This window comes from Marinobacter sp. ATCH36, from assembly GCF_023555055.1.
GTDB lineage: Bacteria > Pseudomonadota > Gammaproteobacteria > Pseudomonadales > Oleiphilaceae > Marinobacter.
This window is the reverse complement of sequence record NZ_JAMJPL010000007.1, coordinates 81,818-98,441: the sequence shown is the minus strand read 5'-3', so window position 1 is coordinate 98,441 and position 16,624 is coordinate 81,818. Positions and strand designations below refer to the sequence as shown.

15 protein-coding genes and 3 tRNA genes are annotated in these 16,624 nt (G+C 54.4%); 11 read left to right on the top strand and 7 right to left on the bottom strand.

From position 1 onward, the window contains the following. Positions 1–5 precede the first annotated feature (5 nt). The 4 genes from ybgF (at position 6) to nadA (ending at position 2,292) form a co-directional block, all read left to right on the top strand. Positions 6–779, top strand: a complete 774-nt coding sequence (ybgF, locus tag M8010_RS17410; RefSeq protein WP_250093987.1) for a tol-pal system protein YbgF — start codon at positions 6–8, stop codon at positions 777–779. 85 nt (positions 780–864) lie between these two features. After that, positions 865–940, top strand: a tRNA-Lys gene (locus tag M8010_RS17405). A gap of 67 nt (positions 941–1,007) precedes the next feature. After that, positions 1,008–1,083: transfer RNA gene (locus tag M8010_RS17400), tRNA-Lys, on the top strand. 147 nt (positions 1,084–1,230) lie between these two features. Beyond that, positions 1,231–2,292 carry a quinolinate synthase NadA gene (gene nadA, locus M8010_RS17395; RefSeq protein WP_250093986.1) on the top strand — a complete coding sequence of 354 codons (1,062 nt, stop codon included), beginning with the start codon at positions 1,231–1,233 and terminating at the stop codon, positions 2,290–2,292. 2 nt (positions 2,293–2,294) lie between these two features. On the opposite strand, the gene M8010_RS17390 is transcribed toward nadA, so the two are convergent. Further along, on the bottom strand, positions 2,295–3,773 hold the full coding sequence (locus M8010_RS17390) for a M48 family metalloprotease (RefSeq protein WP_502846232.1): 1,479 nt from the start codon (positions 3,771–3,773) through the stop codon (positions 2,295–2,297). A 154-nt stretch (positions 3,774–3,927) separates the two neighbouring features. Here M8010_RS17390 and M8010_RS17385 point away from each other — a divergent pair, with 154 nt between their 5' ends. From M8010_RS17385 to M8010_RS17355, 7 genes are all read left to right on the top strand, one after another. After that, a complete protein-coding gene (locus M8010_RS17385; protein WP_250093985.1) occupies positions 3,928–4,155 on the top strand; it encodes a sulfurtransferase TusA family protein in 228 nt (75 codons plus the stop codon). Between the two features lie 30 nt (positions 4,156–4,185). Then, positions 4,186–5,250: an AI-2E family transporter gene (locus tag M8010_RS17380; protein ID WP_250093984.1), complete on the top strand. Its 1,065-nt coding sequence runs from the start codon at positions 4,186–4,188 to the stop codon at positions 5,248–5,250. 72 nt (positions 5,251–5,322) lie between these two features. Next, positions 5,323–6,198, top strand: coding sequence for a 4-hydroxy-tetrahydrodipicolinate synthase (gene dapA, locus M8010_RS17375; protein WP_250093983.1), 876 nt, complete (start codon positions 5,323–5,325; stop codon positions 6,196–6,198). Between the two features lie 37 nt (positions 6,199–6,235). Continuing rightward, positions 6,236–7,333 carry an NlpB/DapX family lipoprotein gene (bamC, locus tag M8010_RS17370; RefSeq protein WP_250093982.1) on the top strand — a complete coding sequence of 366 codons (1,098 nt, stop codon included), beginning with the start codon at positions 6,236–6,238 and terminating at the stop codon, positions 7,331–7,333. A gap of 47 nt (positions 7,334–7,380) precedes the next feature. Next, positions 7,381–8,094 carry a phosphoribosylaminoimidazolesuccinocarboxamide synthase gene (gene purC, locus M8010_RS17365; protein WP_250093981.1) on the top strand — a complete coding sequence of 238 codons (714 nt, stop codon included), beginning with the start codon at positions 7,381–7,383 and terminating at the stop codon, positions 8,092–8,094. A 35-nt stretch (positions 8,095–8,129) separates the two neighbouring features. Next, positions 8,130–8,864, top strand: coding sequence for a TIGR04219 family outer membrane beta-barrel protein (locus M8010_RS17360; protein ID WP_250093980.1), 735 nt, complete (start codon positions 8,130–8,132; stop codon positions 8,862–8,864). A gap of 20 nt (positions 8,865–8,884) precedes the next feature. Beyond that, positions 8,885–9,892, top strand: a complete 1,008-nt coding sequence (locus M8010_RS17355; RefSeq protein ID WP_250093979.1) for an NAD-dependent epimerase — start codon at positions 8,885–8,887, stop codon at positions 9,890–9,892. Between the two features lie 100 nt (positions 9,893–9,992). Here M8010_RS17355 and M8010_RS17350 read toward each other — a convergent pair whose 3' ends face one another. The 6 genes from M8010_RS17350 to M8010_RS17325 all read right to left on the bottom strand — a co-directional run bounded on the left by M8010_RS17350 (position 9,993) and on the right by M8010_RS17325 (position 16,551). Continuing rightward, entirely contained in the window at positions 9,993–10,910 is a 918-nt protein-coding gene (locus M8010_RS17350; RefSeq protein WP_250093978.1) for a sensor domain-containing diguanylate cyclase, read from the bottom strand. An 88-nt stretch (positions 10,911–10,998) separates the two neighbouring features. Beyond that, positions 10,999–11,298, bottom strand: a complete 300-nt coding sequence (locus M8010_RS17345; RefSeq protein WP_250093977.1) for a circadian clock KaiB family protein — start codon at positions 11,296–11,298, stop codon at positions 10,999–11,001. Continuing rightward, entirely contained in the window at positions 11,295–13,028 is a 1,734-nt protein-coding gene (locus M8010_RS17340) for a DUF7125 family protein (RefSeq protein WP_349666119.1), read from the bottom strand. The genes M8010_RS17345 and M8010_RS17340 overlap by 4 nt, the downstream gene beginning before the upstream one ends. A 13-nt stretch (positions 13,029–13,041) precedes the next feature. Beyond that, on the bottom strand, positions 13,042–15,123 hold the full coding sequence (locus M8010_RS17335) for a putative bifunctional diguanylate cyclase/phosphodiesterase (protein ID WP_250093975.1): 2,082 nt from the start codon (positions 15,121–15,123) through the stop codon (positions 13,042–13,044). Between the two features lie 339 nt (positions 15,124–15,462). Beyond that, positions 15,463–15,539, bottom strand: a tRNA-Val gene (locus M8010_RS17330). Between the two features lie 55 nt (positions 15,540–15,594). Next, positions 15,595–16,551, bottom strand: a complete 957-nt coding sequence (locus M8010_RS17325; RefSeq protein ID WP_250093974.1) for a DMT family transporter — start codon at positions 16,549–16,551, stop codon at positions 15,595–15,597. Between the last annotated feature and the right edge of the window lie 73 nt (positions 16,552–16,624).

Below are 16,624 nucleotides of genomic sequence, written 5' to 3'. Positions count from 1 at the left end.
ATCCCATGAGACATCTGCTCATGGCGACAGTGTTGCTCCCGCTGGCCCTCGGGTCGGCGGGTAGCGCCCTGGCGCAATCCGTTTCCCCAATATTCCAGAACAATTCGTCGGAAGCCGAGCGCAAGGCTGGCGACAGCCAGGCTAACGCAGAGCTGTTCTACATGATCCAGCAATTACAGGGTGAAATCCGCCGATTGCAGGGGCGGGTAGAAGAGCAGCAATATTCCATTGACCGCCTTACCAAACAGGCGCGGGATCGCTACATAGATCTCGACCAGCGGATACTCAAGCTTTCGGAGAAGGTGGCTGAAGCCCCGGCGAGCACCCAGAGCACCAGTGATTCTGAGGCGGGCGGTGACAGTTCCGGCTTAAAAACCAAGATTTACCGCCAACCCTCCGACGCTGAACGAAGCGCCTACCAGAAGGTCCAGACTCTGATCCATCAGGAGAAGAACTACGACCAGGCTATTAACGGGTTGTATGACTTTATTGATGAATACGAGGAGGGCGATCTCACTGTAAATGCCTATTACTGGCTGGGTGAGGTGTATCTGGTTGAGGATCAGCTTGATCAGGCCCGGCAGGCATTCACCATTGTTGCTACCCGTTATGGAGATCATCGCAAGGCGTCGGACGCTGTCTACAAGCTCGGCGTCACGCTTGACCGACTGGGTAACAAGGAGCAGGCCCGTTCACGCATGGAAAGTGTGGTTGAGGATTACCCGGACACCAGCGCCGCCAAGCTGGCACAAAAGTACCTGGATTCCGGCAGTACCTGACTTTCGCTGGCGTGAAGAATGTTGAGAAACCTGGGAATTAGGGGTTGATCGGCGCTGAAAAATCATTACTATATGCGCCTCGTTTGGGTCGTTAGCTCAGTTGGTAGAGCAGTTGGCTTTTAACCAATTGGTCGAAGGTTCGAATCCTTCACGACCCACCAAATTGCGAACAAAGCGGTGGGAAAGTCCATCGTTGTGTTCCGGGTCCGGAAACGGGCTGACAGTTGCGGGTCGTTAGCTCAGTTGGTAGAGCAGTTGGCTTTTAACCAATTGGTCGAAGGTTCGAATCCTTCACGACCCACCAACAAAACAGGTAGCGAGCTGCTTTCTGTTGAAAAAAGAGCCTCAGGGCTCTTTTTTTTTGGCTATACGGTCATACATCTGTCCGTAGAGAGCGTAATCGACTCCAAGTGATATACTCTGCACGTTAACGCAATACAGAGATGCTGTAATGACAAGAGGTGAAGACCGTATACTGGTTCAGGAGCACCTGGCACACCAGGCTGAGCCCAAGAGCCTCAGCGAGGCCGAAAAAGCCGATCTCGAATCCCGTATCCGTGCCGCCCTCAAGGCTCAGGATGCGGTTCTTGTGGCCCATTATTACACCGACCCGGACATACAGCGCCTGGCTGAGGAAACCGGTGGCTGTGTGGCGGATTCCCTTGAAATGGCCCGCTTCGGCAATCAGCACAAAGCATCAACCGTTGTTGTCGCTGGTGTTCGCTTTATGGGCGAGACCGCGAAAATCCTCAACCCGGAGAAGCGGGTGCTGATGCCAACTCTGGAAGCCACCTGTTCACTGGATATCGGTTGCCCGGCCGACGAGTTTGCGGCTTTTTGCGACCAGCATCCGGACAGAACCGTTGTGGTGTACGCCAACACCTCCGCCGCTGTAAAGGCGAGGGCAGACTGGGTGGTGACTTCCAGTTGTGCCCAGGCAATTGTGGAATCACTGGACGCCCGTGGTGAAAAAATTCTCTGGGCACCGGACAAACACCTTGGCCACTACGTTCAGAAAACCACAGGGGCGGATGTTCTGTTGTGGGACGGTTCCTGTATTGTCCACGAAGAGTTCAAGTACCGCGGGCTCGAGGATCTAAAGGCGCTGTATCCGGATGCCGCGGTACTGGTGCACCCGGAATCCCCTGACGCGGTCGTGGAAATGGCCGATGTGGTGGGGTCCACGTCTCAGTTGATTCACGCGGTACAGACGCTGCCTAATGAACAGTTCATCGTGGCGACTGACAACGGCATTTTTTACAAGATGCAGCAACTGGCGCCCAACAAAACACTGATTGAAGCGCCCACGGCCGGCAACGGCGCCACGTGCCGCAGCTGCGCTCACTGTCCATGGATGGCCATGAATGGGCTGGAAAACCTGCTGGCAGTGATTGAAAACGGTGACCAGGAAGTCCACGTGGAACCCGAGCTGCGGGAAAAGGCCCTCAAGCCGCTTCACAGGATGCTGGATTTCACCGCCAACATGAATCTGAAAGCTGCCGGTAATGCCTGAAATCAGCTCCGCTGCTGGTTGAGCCTGGAGGAAACCTGAGACAGGCGCTCGGTGACCACCTGCCTCAGGGGCGCGCCAGCCGGAAGTCTTTCCTGGGCCTGACGCAGCTGGCGCTGGGCCGATTCCAGATCGCCCATCAGTATGTCATGCTCGGCACGAGCCCGGTGAACACCCACAATGTTACGCGACATTCCCTCCGCCTCCGCGAGACGAAGCCAAAGATGCTCTTTCTGCGGCAACTCCCGCGTCAGCTGGTACAGATAATCCGCTGCGCGCTTGCCGTTTCCATCCTCGATTTCCACCCGGGCCAGCGTATCGGTAATCGGGTAGTTGCCAGGATTCCGGTCCAGCGCGTCTTCCAACAGGTTGCGTGCCTGTTCCAGGCGGCCCTGTTCAATCATGGTCTCGGCAAGAGTGACCTGATAAGTAATTCGCCCCGGCGTGCTCTCAAGCAGCAGTTCAAGTTCGCCGATGGCATCGGTGTAGTTGCCACTGCGCAGAAGAGCGACGGCAAGGCCGTAGCGAACGGCATCGGGTTTTTCGGTATCCGGGCGTTCCAGGTAATCACGGAAGGTTTCCACGGCAACCTGCGGCGACTTGGCGTAGCGTACCTGAAGGCGTGAGCGAACCAGGTGATATTCCTGGGCATCGGCCACATCCCTGCGGGGGTATTGTTCGGCTCGATTGCGGGTGTCGGAAACGCGGTTCTGGGTGAGTGGGTGAGTAGACAGGTATTCCGGAACCCGGTTTCCCTGAAGCCGGTTCTGGCGCATCATGATCTCGAACATTTCAGGCATGCCCCTTGGGTCCATGCCCGAATCGGCCAGAATTTCCATTCCGATACGGTCGGCTTCCTGCTCGTGAGCACGGCTGTAAGAGAGCATATTCTGTATCGCCAGCGCCTGGGTGCCTGCGATGGCGGCAATACCGATATCTGACTGGGTCACCGCTGACAGCACGATACCCGCAATCATGCCGGCAATGGTCAGCGGCGCGCTGGCTTCCTGCTGTTCCAGACGCCTGGCGAAGTGACGCTGGCTCAGGTGTGCCAGTTCGTGTGCCATTACCGAAGCGAACTGTTGCTCACTACTGGCGTTCAAAAACAACCCACCGTTAACGCCAACGATGTTGCCGGGTACCGCAAAGGCGTTGATATCCGGGCTATCGATAATGGCCAGAGTCAGCTCGCTATTGGAAAGAGGTGCTGATGGGACCAGGCGGTAAATTACCGAGCTGAGATAGTCATAGACCAGCGGGTCGGTGATCTGTGGTGCCGAGCGGCGGATCGACGTCATGACCTGGCGGCCGATATCGGCTTCCTGCTGGCCGGAGACTAATCCGCCCCCGGCGCCCCCGATAGAAGGCAGGGTGCTGTCCGGAGATTGCCCCAACGCCTTACCTGCAAACAGGGCCAGCAGTAGCATCAACGCGAATACCGGTGCTCCGTGCCAGGGGGCCGTGCTTCTATCTTTCAGGGTCATGGGTGGGCGATATCCCTTGTCATATGATTTCGTCAGACAGCATTGTGCCACTGAAAGTTCGCTCCTTGGTGGCCGGTTACGATTGTGATGCATTAAGGTACCACTATCGGCATAATGCCGGCTCTTATTTTCACCGTATGGGTATCTGCTTGTCATGGCTGACCGAATACTTGATGCATCGGGACTTCGCTGCCCCATGCCGTTACTGAAAACCAAGCTTGAACTGAACAGCATGGCTCCCGGCCAGGAACTGGAAGTGATCGCCACCGACGCAGGGTCGGCACGAGATATTCCTGCGTTCCTCAAGTTATCCTCCCACGAGCTGATCAGTTCGACCGAACAGGGTGGTAGTTTCACCTTTGTGATAAAGTGCGGCGGTTAAGCTTGCCGTGGTGACCATCCGGAGTTGTTCATGATCAGAATTTTACGTGGTCTGGCCCATAAATACTTTTCAGATGAAGAAGCCGTCATTCTTTTCCTGTTGTTACTGGCAGGTGTGGTTTTTGTCATTCTGTTCGGCGCCATGCTGGCCCCAGCCATTGCAGCCGTCATTGTTGCGTTTATCCTGCAGGGGCTGGTTGCCAAACTTAACCAGATCGGTGTCCCGGAAATCGTCTCCATCATCGGGGTGTTTGTGATATTTCTGGGTGTCCTGATCGGGTTCCTGTTTGGCCTGCTGCCACTGATCTGGACCCAGGTTACGTCTCTTGCCGGCGAAGCCCCCCGTATTTTCAGGGAAATGCAGTCCTATCTGGAAGTACTTCCCCAACAGTATCCCACGCTGATTTCCATGGAAGGTATCAACACCATCTACAATCAGGTCACCACCGAAGCGGGGCGTATGACCCAGTGGTTGGTGTCGTTCTCGCTGGCAAGCATTCCGGACCTGGTGGCACTGCTGATCTACATGGTGCTGTTGCCCATCCTGGTGTTCTTTTTTCTCAAGGACCGCCGTATCCTGCTGGATTCGCTCTCACGAATGCTGCCGTCCCAGCGTCCAATGATGGTCAGGATCTGGCACGAAGTGAACCTCCAGTGCGCCAACTATGTACGCGGCAAGGCAGTGGAGATTCTCATTGTGGGCGTTGTAACCTACGCTTCATTTAAATTGTTGGGCATGCCTTACGCAGCTTTGCTGGCCTTGATGGTTGGCCTCAGTGTGGTGATTCCATATATCGGCGCCGCGGTTGTTACCATTCCAGTGGCGATGATAGCCCTGTTTGCCTTTGGTTGGGGCAGCGAGTTTATCTGGGTCATGGTAGCTTACGGCATTATCCAGGCTTTGGATGGCAACGTTCTCGTTCCTCTGCTGTTCTCGGAAGTCAATAACCTGCATCCAGTGGCAATTATTGTGGCGGTACTGTTTTTCGGTGGCATCTGGGGCTTGTGGGGTGTTTTCTTCGCTATACCTCTGGCCACCATGCTGAAGGCTGTATTCTCGGCCTGGCCGGTGAAGGAGCAGCAGGAACCAACATGACATCTGCTTCAATACCCTTGTGTCAGTTGGTGCCCAACATTACCATATCGTTTTTATTCGTACGGAGCTTTTATGATTACGGGGAGCCTTGTTGCACTGGTCACGCCCATGCATTCCGATGGCAGCATCCATTGGGAGCACCTTGATAAGCTGGTGGACTTTCACATCGACAACGGAACACATGGCATTGTGGCCGTTGGAACGACCGGTGAATCCGCAACGCTGGACCCGGATGAGCACATGCGGGTTATCGGCTATATCATAAAGCGCGTTAACGGCCGTATTCCTGTCATTGCCGGCACCGGTGGCAACAGTACCCGGGAAGCCATAGAGCTGACGGAAAAAGCCCACAAGCTTGGTGCCGATGCCTGCCTGCTGGTCGTGCCGTACTACAACAAGCCGACCCAGGAAGGCTTGTACCGTCATTTCAAGACCATCGCCGAGGCTGTTCCGGTCAACCAGATTCTGTACAACGTGCCCGGTCGCACTGCGTGCGACATGCTCAACGAAACCGTTGAGCGCCTGGCAGACATCCCCAACATTATCGGCATCAAGGATGCCACCGGTAACATTCCCCGTGGCGCTGAGCTGATAGAAGCAGTCAAGGGTAGGCTGGTGGTCTACTCTGGCGATGACGCCACCGCAGCCGGCCTGATGCTGGCGGGTGGCAAGGGTAATGTCTCGGTCACGGCGAACGTCGCACCGGGCGCCATGGCGGCACTGTGTGAAGCCGCAGTCGCCGGTAACCAGGAAGAGACCGACAGGCTCAATGAACTGCTGATGCCATTGAACCGGAAGCTCTTTCTTGAGGCTAACCCCATTCCCGTAAAATGGGCTTTGCATCGCATGGGTATGATTGGCGAGGGCATTCGCCTGCCACTAACCCCGCTGAGCGAAAAATTCCACGCCGAAGTGGAAGAAGCATTACGAGCCTCTGGCGTACTCTGAGTCGGGCTGTATCATCTATCGTAACTGGAGTCGCCTGATGGCGTTGAAGTTCAGGACAGAAGTCACAAGATCCACTGATTTCATCAGGCCCCTCTCGGGCCTGATGCTTGTTTTGGCCCTCGCTGGCTGTAGTTTTGTTGAAGATCGCTCCGAGCGCTATGTCGACGAGCCGGAAGGTAAATCGCTGAAGCTGCCGGAAACAGCCGACGAGGGCAAGTTCACTCAAGTGATGCCGATCCGTGAAATCAGCGCAGCGGACTCTGGCCGCATGTATCGTGACAGCATTCCCAACCCTCCGGACATGACGTCTGACATCCTTGATGAAAATTACGTTGTCGAAGAGTTGGATGGTCAGGTGTGGCTGTTGGTAAACGACGTGCCGGGCCGGCTCTGGCCGGCGGTTACCACCTACATGAACGAGAGTGGACTTGGTGTGGCTTACGACAGCCCCCAACTGGGACTGATTCAGAGTGAACTGGTGAACTTCAGCAAGCGGGCGAGGGAACTGTTGGAACTGCCAGACAACCCTGAAGGCCAGGAAGCCCGAATTGCCGTACAGGCGCGCATTGCACCGGGCGTTCGACGCAAAACCACCGAGATACAGTTCCGCACCTTTGAAGTTGAGGATGACCCGGATGAGCTTCTAGTATGGGGCAACCGGGAACAGCGCAGCGAGGAGCAGTTAAGCACCAGCAAACTACTGCTAAATGATCTGGCAGGACACCTCAGGAATCGTGAAGACAGTAAATCCTATTCCCGCGCCGCGTTGGGCATGGTGAGTGAACCCCGTGTCCGCCTGGTTTCAGATAATGAAACCCCGCAGCAGATCGTCATGAGCCTGGATTATGGCCGTGCCTGGGCAGAAGTAAGACGCTCACTGGACGAAGCCAGCATACCGGTAGTGGATCTTAACCGCTCAGAAGGGTATTTCTTCGTGGACTTTCGCCCGGAATCAGAGCGCGAATCCGGCTGGTTCAGCTGGTTCTCCGACGATCCGGAGCCCGAGCACACGTTTGATGTCCAGCTTGACGAACGCGACGGCGATGTCGTGGTCACTGTTAACCGCGCTCCGGATTACACCGGCGACGACCGTTCTTCAGAGCTGCTGTCCGAACTGTTCGAATACCTCTACTAATTTGCTAGCCGTGCCCCGCACGCAGCGGGGACACCCGGAGACCCGAGATGGAAAAGCGTGAAGAACTTTACGCAGGCAAGGCCAAATCTGTTTATCGCACAGACGACCCTGATTTGTTCGTCATGGTGTTTCGTGACGATACGTCGGCGTTCGATGGCGAGAAAAAAGAGCAGCTGAACCGCAAGGGCATGGTCAACAACCGCTTCAACGCCTTTATAATGGAGAAACTGGAAGCCGCCGGCGTTCCTACTCACTTCGAGGGCCTACTTTCAGGCACCGAGTCCCTGGTCAAGAAGCTGGACATGATTCCGGTGGAATGCGTGGTTCGTAACATATCCGCCGGTAGCCTTTGCCGGCGTCTGGGAGTGGAAGAAGGGCTGGAGCTGAATCCACCCACCTTCGAGCTGTTCCTCAAGAACGACGCCATGCATGATCCCATGGTCAATGAGTCTCTGGCCGTCAGTTTTGGCTGGGCGAAAGCCGATGAGCTCGCGAAAATGAAGGAGCTGACCTACCAGGTTAACGACGTCCTCAAGGCGCTGTTCGATGAAGCCGGCATGCTGTTGGTGGACTACAAACTGGAGTTTGGCCGCTCGGGTGGCCGGATTGTCCTCGGTGACGAATTCAGCCCCGATGGTTGCCGTATCTGGGACAAGGAAACCCGGAAAAAGATGGATAAGGACCGTTTTCGTCAGGGACTGGGCGATGTGATCGAGACCTACGAAGAAGTGGGTCGTCGGCTCGGTATCAGTTTTGACTGAACCGTCAGAACCAACAAACACAAAACAGGTGTACTATGCGTAAACTGATTCTCGCCCTGGGCGGCTCCCTGATGGTTGCGGCTCCTCTCGCCACCGCCGATGTGCTCGGCGTTGGTGCCAATGTCAGCTACTGGGACTCCGACTTGTCTGGTAAAGCCGGTAAAAATAACGATGTGGTCGATATTGAGAACGACCTGAATCTCGACAGTGACACCAATGCAAATCTGAGCGCCTACTTTGAGCATCCGGTGCCCCTGCTGCCCAATGTGCGATTGAATTACACTCGTATTGAGCAGAGTGGACGTGGGGAGTTATCTACCGAGTTTGATGCGATTCAAGGTGGCGTGGACGTTGATTCCGATCTGGACCTGAGCCAGTTCGATGTTACGCTTTACTACGAGGTGTTGGACAACTGGGTCAACCTTGACCTTGGCCTGACGGCCCGCGATCTCGACGGCGAGCTGATTGTCCGGGAGAAGGTTACAAATGGTCAGGTCAGCAAAACCGAGATCAATGGCGTGGTGCCCATGGGGTATCTTGCTGCACGGTTTGACCTGCCGCTGACCGGCGTTTCCGTCGGTGGTGAAGCAAACGTGATTAGCTTCGATGGCGACTCTGTTTACGACTACAACGCCTATGGCCAGTATGAATTATCCTTGCTGCAACTGCGCGCGGGCTATCGCCAGATCAGCATCGATTACGAAGACAGCAACGACCGTCTGGATATCGAACTGGGTGGCCCGTTCGTGAGTGCCGGTCTGACATTCTGAAGGAACAGGGAGAAAAGACTTTGAAAATTCTGGTTACGGGTACGGCGGGCTTTATCGGCTCCCATCTGGCGCATCGGCTGCTTGACCGCGGTGATGAAGTGATCGGCGTGGATAACGTCAACGATTACTACGATCCTGCCCTGAAAGAAGCCCGCCTGGACCGCCTGACCTGCAAATCGGGATTTACCGAAGTTCGCAAGGATGTCGCCGACAGGTCAGCCATGGAAGCACTGTTCCGGGAGCACAAGCCGGAGCGCGTAGTGCACCTGGCTGCCCAGGCGGGCGTCAGGTATTCGCTGGAAAATCCCCACGCCTACATCGACGCCAACCTGGTGGGCTTCACCAACATCCTGGAAGGCTGTCGCCACAACGACGTCAAGCATCTGGTGTATGCCTCCAGCAGCTCGGTTTATGGTGCCAACGAAACCATGCCGTTCTCGATTCACGATAATGTTGATCACCCCCTGAGCCTGTATGCAGCCTCCAAGAAAGCCAACGAGCTGATGGCCCACACCTACAGCCATCTCTACAACATGCCTACTACTGGCCTGCGGTTCTTTACGGTGTACGGACCCTGGGGCCGGCCGGACATGGCGCTTTTCATCTTCACCAAGAAGATCCTCGCTGGTGAGCCCATTGACGTATTCAACCACGGCAATCACAGACGGGACTTCACCTACATCGACGATATCGTGGAAGGGGTTGTAAGAACCCTGGACAACGTTGCCACGGCCAATCCCGAGTGGAGCGGCGAAAAGCCCGATCCCGGCACCAGCAAAGCGCCTTACCGCCTGTACAACATCGGCAGCAACAACCCGGTGGAACTGTCCCGCTTTATCGAAATCATTGAAGAGCGCGTTGGCAAGAAAGCGCAGAAAAACCTGCTTCCCCTGCAGCCAGGCGACGTACCGGCCACTTATGCCAATGTGGACGACCTGATCGCCGATGTGGGCTACAAGCCGTCTACCACTGTGGAAGAGGGTATTGCCAACTTTGTGGACTGGTATCGGGATTTCTATAAGGTTTAGTGGGGTTCAAGCTCAGTAAGAAGCCGCTGCGGGTACTGCAACTTCTTCGTTGTTCTGGTTTGCCAGGGTCTGGTCATGGCCTCCAGGCACCAACGCTACTTCACTCAAAAACGGTCTGTTGCTCCCCGTTTTTGCCACCCGCCTTGACTTGATACATCAAATGATCTGCAGCTTCGATTGCATCATCTGCACTTTTAGGGGGGGTACGGTATGTCACGACGCCGCAACTTAGCGTTACTGGCCATTCATTCTTGTCCATCTCCTGATTAATTTCTACCAGAAGATGTGTCACTGGCGACCCGAGATCTGCCGCGTCCGTCTCAGGCAAAAGAACCGCGAATTCATCACCACCAATGCGGGCAATTACATCTGTTTTTCGAAGCCGACCCTTAGCTATCTCGACAATCCGTCTGAGCAACTGATCACCTGCTGCGTGTCCCGAACTATCGTTAAGTAATTTAAAGTTATCAATATCAAAGTAAGCTAGAGAGAATACTCGACCATGTCGTCCGCATCGCTCAATTTCGTTACTAACCAGCTCCTTGAAATGGCGAAGATTAGACGCGCCGGTCAATGAATCAGTCATCGCAAGGCTGTGTTCCCGATCCAGCGCGGCACGTAAGTGTTTTTGTTGATTCTGCGCCAAAGAGACATCTCGGCAAATCGCTAATACATAGCGACCATCTTGTAGGTCTAGTTGATTGAGCATCACAGAAACTGGGACCGGTATCCCCTCTTTTGTGAGTGCCTCAAGCTGTGTTCGGTTGTCCATAGGGCGGGCGACCGGATTGACCCAGTAATTTCCCATCAGCTCTTGGTGAGCTGCTTTTGCAGGTTCTGGAATCATTTCCTGAATATTTCGCGCCCAGAGCCTCCCTTCTGAACTACCAAAAAGATGTATCGCACTATTATTGGAACAAACTATCTGGCCTGTTGGATCAGCAAGCAATGCAGCATCGGGTATGCTGTTCAGGAATTGGCAATAAACTTCAAGTGACGTATCTAATTGTTGAGTCATGATAGTTTTGGGCTTCGCTGATCTCTACATCGTATACAGGCGTTCAAGCATCCAGTGTTTTGAGCGGACATTCCCCGACCTCCTCCGGTCAGTCAAGATCGGACAAAAACTTTTGCAGACGTTCCTCAACAGACAAATCGCCATATAGAATGGATACTTCGCCACTTGAATCAAACTTCAATAGTGACGGAGTGGCAAAAATGCCATGCTCGATGCCTTGATCGGGTTGTTCCAGAAGATCAACCTCGAAAGGTTTCACATCATTGAGATTCAAACGATCGAGCATTTTTCCAAGATTCGACCGTGCGCGTTGTGAGCGAGGAGCAGTGCCTGTTATAAACAGGATGAGCATCGGCATGGTTGTCTCTGAAGGTTGGTGATTGCTCATTGCCACTGCGCCTTGTCATTAACCGCATCCAAATTGCTGGGCTCATCAGGATTTTCCTGTTCCGGATCACGTCGCTGTCGAATGTCCTCACGAAAACTATCTTCCAATTGATCCGTTTCTGCCATTTCCGCATTCTCCAGATCCAGCTTGGCCTTGAAGAGATCACGCTCTCGTTCGGCCTGTTCTAACTGTCTCTGGAGATCCAGGCGACGCTGCTCCCGTTCCAGTTTCCGATGTCGTTGGGCCACGGCATCCTCACGGACTTTGGCGGCTCGCGCCGTTCCCATCAATACCTCGGAGCCATGTTCATAGACATCGGCAAGATCAATACCGGCGTCTGACAGCAATAATTCCCGTTCCTGGTTGGAGTGGGCAGAACCACGGGATTTAACGATCGACAGAGAGCGATTTCGCTCGCCACCCCGCACGTTATAGTCGAGAACAATCCAGCTATCGGCCAAGGTAGAAACCTGGCCCTGGGTCGCCTCGCCTTCGGGGTCGCCCACACCGCTTAACGACGTGAGCAGGGTGGTGATACCTCGACGTCGCACCAGATCGATCAAATGTTCGGTTGCCATGGTCGCACCCTCCGCGCCGCTTGCTTTGAGCAATGCGGAAACCGGGTCGATGATCAGGCAATGGGGGTCGAAGGTATCGATCAGACGGCGCAATGTCAGGAAGTGTTCCGTCACCCGCAAGGCAAACGCGGACAGGTCAACAAATTGCACCAGACCGTTATCGATAGGGTCGCGAAGATTGATCCCAACCGAGGTTAAGTTGCGCACGTAGGGGCTCTCGATTTCATCGAAACTGACGTACAAAGTGCGCTCACCTCGCCTGGCAGCTGCTTCGGCAAAACTACCTGCGAGTGTACTTTTTGCCGTTCCCGGGCGACCAGAAACCAGCAGACTGGAGCCCCGGTAAATCCCGCCACCAAGCAATTTATCTAGCCGGCTAACGCCGGTGCTGATGCGTTCATTGCTTGCGACCACTTCGGCGGTGGGCAGGTACTCATGATACGGAAGCTGAATACCATCGTCGTCCATGACCACTGGCAGTTCGTCAGCGACATGCCGGGAGCCCCGAAACTTGGCAATACGAAGGGAACGGTTTAATTGCTGCCCGACGACTCGCGCCGATAAAACAAGTGTCGCGGAAAGGAGGAATTCAATGCCTTCAAGGTGAGCTGGCGCCAGGCTCTCATCCATGGCCTTGCCGATCAGCAGAAGCGTCCAGCCTTTGCTCTCACAATAGTCATTGATACGGCGTACCTGATCAATCGCGACTTTAGGGTCCGGTTGATACTGCAGAAGCTGATCAATGCCGTCGAAGACCACCCAGTTCGCATGGGTCTTTGCGATTGCGGCACCGACAATACTCAGCAGACCTTCAATATCAAATTCACCCGCCGCCTCGGCACCAAAGCGAGGGCGGGCGTCAATCAATTGCCAGCGCTCAGACGTCAGCAGCTTCTCACCCCAACTAAATGAGGCCACATCCCGTTTTACCTGTGCCGGCGACTCTTCAAACGTCACAAACACGCCGCCTTCACCGCGCTCAATGGCTCGCGCCAATATCTGCAGGCTCAACACCGTTTTGCCGGCCGCGGCCTGCCCGAGCACAAGCGTTGCTTGTCCCGAGGGCAAGCCACCTTCCGAAACATTATCCAGGCTGACAATGCCGGTTTTTCGCTTTTGCAATTTCATTTCATCATTCTGCACTAAGAACATCCTGCTGATCGCTTTAAACGGCTGTGAGAGGCAATTTACTGCGCTGTTCTAACAACCAACGAAAATCCTCCGCTTCAAGCGGCATGCTGTAAAAAAAACCCTGACCGGAATAACAACCCATATCCTTCAACTTATCGGCAATAGCCGCAGACTCTATTCCCTCTGCTATGACTTCTGCGTCCAGGGCTTTGGCCAGCATTATCACCGTCTCGACGATGTGTTGGCTAAAGGAATCGCTCAGCAAACTGAATACAAACCCCTGATCAATTTTGATCTCGTTGAAGGGGTAACGATTTAAGTACAGCAATGAGGAGTAGCCGGTACCGAAATCATCCAGCGAAAGCCAAACTCCCATATCCCGCAATTTGTACATTTGATTGAGTAGAGTGTCCGATTCCTTCCCAAAGACGCTTTCGGTTACCTCCAGCGCGAGTTCTTCCGGTTTAACTTCGGATTGATCCAGAACAGTCTGAACCCGGCTGGCAAAATCACTCATCTGGAACTGAACGATCGACACGTTGACCGCCACCCGAACGGGTTCAAGGCCGGCATCTCGCCACTCTCGCAGGTGCTGACAGGCACGACGTAGCACCCAATCACCGATCGGTGCGATTAACTGGCTCTGCTCGGCAATGGGTATGAATTCTCCGGGTGAGATAAGCCCTCGCTTAGGATGATTCCATCGCAGGAGCGCTTCGCAGGCAATCAGAGTGCCGGTGGCCAGATCCACTTTCGGCTGAAAATGGAGCTCCAGCTGATTTTCGGCCAGTGCCTGTCGCAGTTCACGAGTCATCGCCAAGCGCTTATCGGTATTCTTCTGAATCCTTTCACTGTAGGCAATCCAGGGTAGAGAGGGCTCTTCACGATGAAGGGCCAAGGCTCTTTCCGCCTCGCGTAATAAATGCTCTACCGAGCGTTTGTTCTCGCCAAGACGTGTGTAGCCAACTCGTAACTTTACTCCGATGTCGATACCGTCAAACTCGAAAGCGGGGAAAAGCGTCTTAAGGGCACTATCCAGACAATCATCCAGTGAGCTGCCAGATCCCGGAACAATCAGCACCATAAACTCGTCGCCGCCGATACGCCCGGCTAAATCAGTATTTTCAGAAATGGCTGACAAACGTTGTCCGAATTGAGTTAACAACCGGTCGCCAATCTCATAACCATAAACGTCATTGATATCCCGAAGGCCGGCAATATCGATCGCAACCACGGCGCCCTCAGGATTCCATGGGTGTTCCTCGATGCGTCTTTCGAGCTGACGACTAAAGCCATTGCGGTTTTGCAGGCCGGTTAAATTGTCCGTATAGGCAAGCAGGCTGAGCTTCTGCTGAGCTTGTTTCAGTGAAGTAATGTCCTGCTTGACGGCCACATAGTGTGTGATGTTTCCGGCATCATCCTTGAGTGGCGAAATCACCTCGGATTCCCAGTACAGGCGGCCGTCTTTGCGACGGTTTTGCAGTTCGCCGGTCCAGACTTGCCCACTGGTGATTGTGTTCCACAGTTCCTGGTAGGCCGACTTGGAGGTATAGCCGCTTTGAATGCGAGCGGGCGTGTTGCCCAGCAATTCCGACTGACGGTAGCCTGAAATTCGCTCAAAGGCAGGATTAACATATTCAATCTTGCCTGCAAGGTTGGTGACTGCTGTCGGGGCTGGGCTCTGCTCTACAATTTGTGCCAGCTTGCGCAGTTGCTGCTGGTCCTCATGAACCTTGGTTATGTCACTAATCAACACCGCGACAAGTCGCTCTGGGACTCCTGCCAACTCCACGGGGTAATAGCGGACGTCTAACGCGCGTAGACCCAACCCGATTAACTCATGGTCGGTTTTGTAGCGCTGAACGATTCCATTGAAACAAAGGTCTAGCGTTGGTTGGAGGGTTTGCTGGAAGTACTCTGAACTGAACACATCTTGTACAGTGTATTTGTGAACACTATTCAACTCTAATCCATACGCAAGGCCGTATTTGCGGTTTGCCCATAAATAGCGGTAACCAGAACCCAAAATACAGCACAGGTGATCGTCGTCCAATGACAAACCGGCCAGGTCCGGATGCTTTTGGGATAACGTGAAGCGGGTTGTATCACTTGCCATAAAACGCTCTACCGGGGACAAACAGCGCTGCAATTATACATATGCCAGCTCTGCCTGACAGCGTTTGAGTGTTTAAGACAGTTTTTTGTGTCACCAGGAGCGCGCGGCAGAAGTATGGCGCAAATGCTTGTGCCTCGCCCATCGCCCAGGGTACCGGGTTTATTACACGCAGGTTGATGACGATGGCTATTAATCAAGATGCAATGAAGAAATACGGTGTCCGGCCGTTTGATGTGGCAGAGCACCTGAAGACGGATGAAGATATTTCCAGAATATCTCTAAACGAAAAAAGCCAGTTAATACGGTCACCCGTAACTAACTGGCTTTAATCAGGAATTTTGGTAGGACCAGGCAGATTTGAACTGCCGACCTCTGCCATGTCAAGGCAGCGCTCTAACCAACTGAGCTATGGTCCTGTGTTCTGCAACGGGGAGGAAATATACTGATTCCGATGGGCGTGGTCAACCTCTTTCAGATGGTTTTCTGCTTTCTGGTCCAGCCTTTTACCGCCCTGCTGATCACTCCCCAGCGATTGATCAGCAGGGCCAGGAAAATCAGCCCGCAGCCGGCGAGCTGGGTAGTGGACATGGTTTCGCTGAACCAGCCGGCGGCAAAAAGTGCGACCCACACCGGTTCCAGCACCAGAATGACGACCCCATGGCTGTGGGCAGAGAGGCTCTGGGCATAGGTCTGAAGCAGGAAACGGCCAGCGGTGCCGACGACGGCGCTGGCAACGATCCATAGGGCAAGCACTCCAGAGAAGTTCTCCAGCGTCGGCGTCCAGGGCTCAAGTAAGGTGGATTCGATCAGCGTGAAGGTACCCACGGTGAGCAGGGCAATGCTGGTCAGGGGCAGGGCGGGCACTCGGTGCTTTTCCACCGTCTCACCTTTGCGGTTGACCACAGTGCGCTGGTTGGCTGCACGGGTGTTCAGCGTAAAATACAGCGCAAATATAAACGCCGCGCCAACGAAGAACAGCTGCCCGATTTCCGGCCGGAAGCCGTTCTTCAAAGACAACAGTGCCAGCCCGCCAACAGCCACCGGAATCGCAAACCAGGTACTCAGGGGTTGCTCTTCCCCGAAAATAACCCGGGCAATTACCGGCACTATCACCACGCCCAGGCTGGTCAGAAAGGCGCTTTCTCCAACATGGCTGGCATGAAACAGTCCCATCACCCAGCAGCTCATGGCAACCCCGAACACCATCCCCACGCCAACGCTGCGTTTAACCTGGTCTACACTGAGACGTCTCAGTGAGGGCCATGCAATAGTCGCCAGTATGGAGCCGGCCAGCAAAAAACGAATCGCCATAAACATCAGCGGCGGCATCAGCAGCACCGCTTCCTTGGAAAACATCCAGCTTATAGCGGCCATAATGGTCACGATAACCAGAAGCAGGTCGGATTTATGGGTGTTCGAGAGGGGCATTCACAACCGCCTTGCAGAGGATTGACTGGGCCCGGCCAACAGCGGGACAGCGGCGGAGTCTATCATGGCGGGG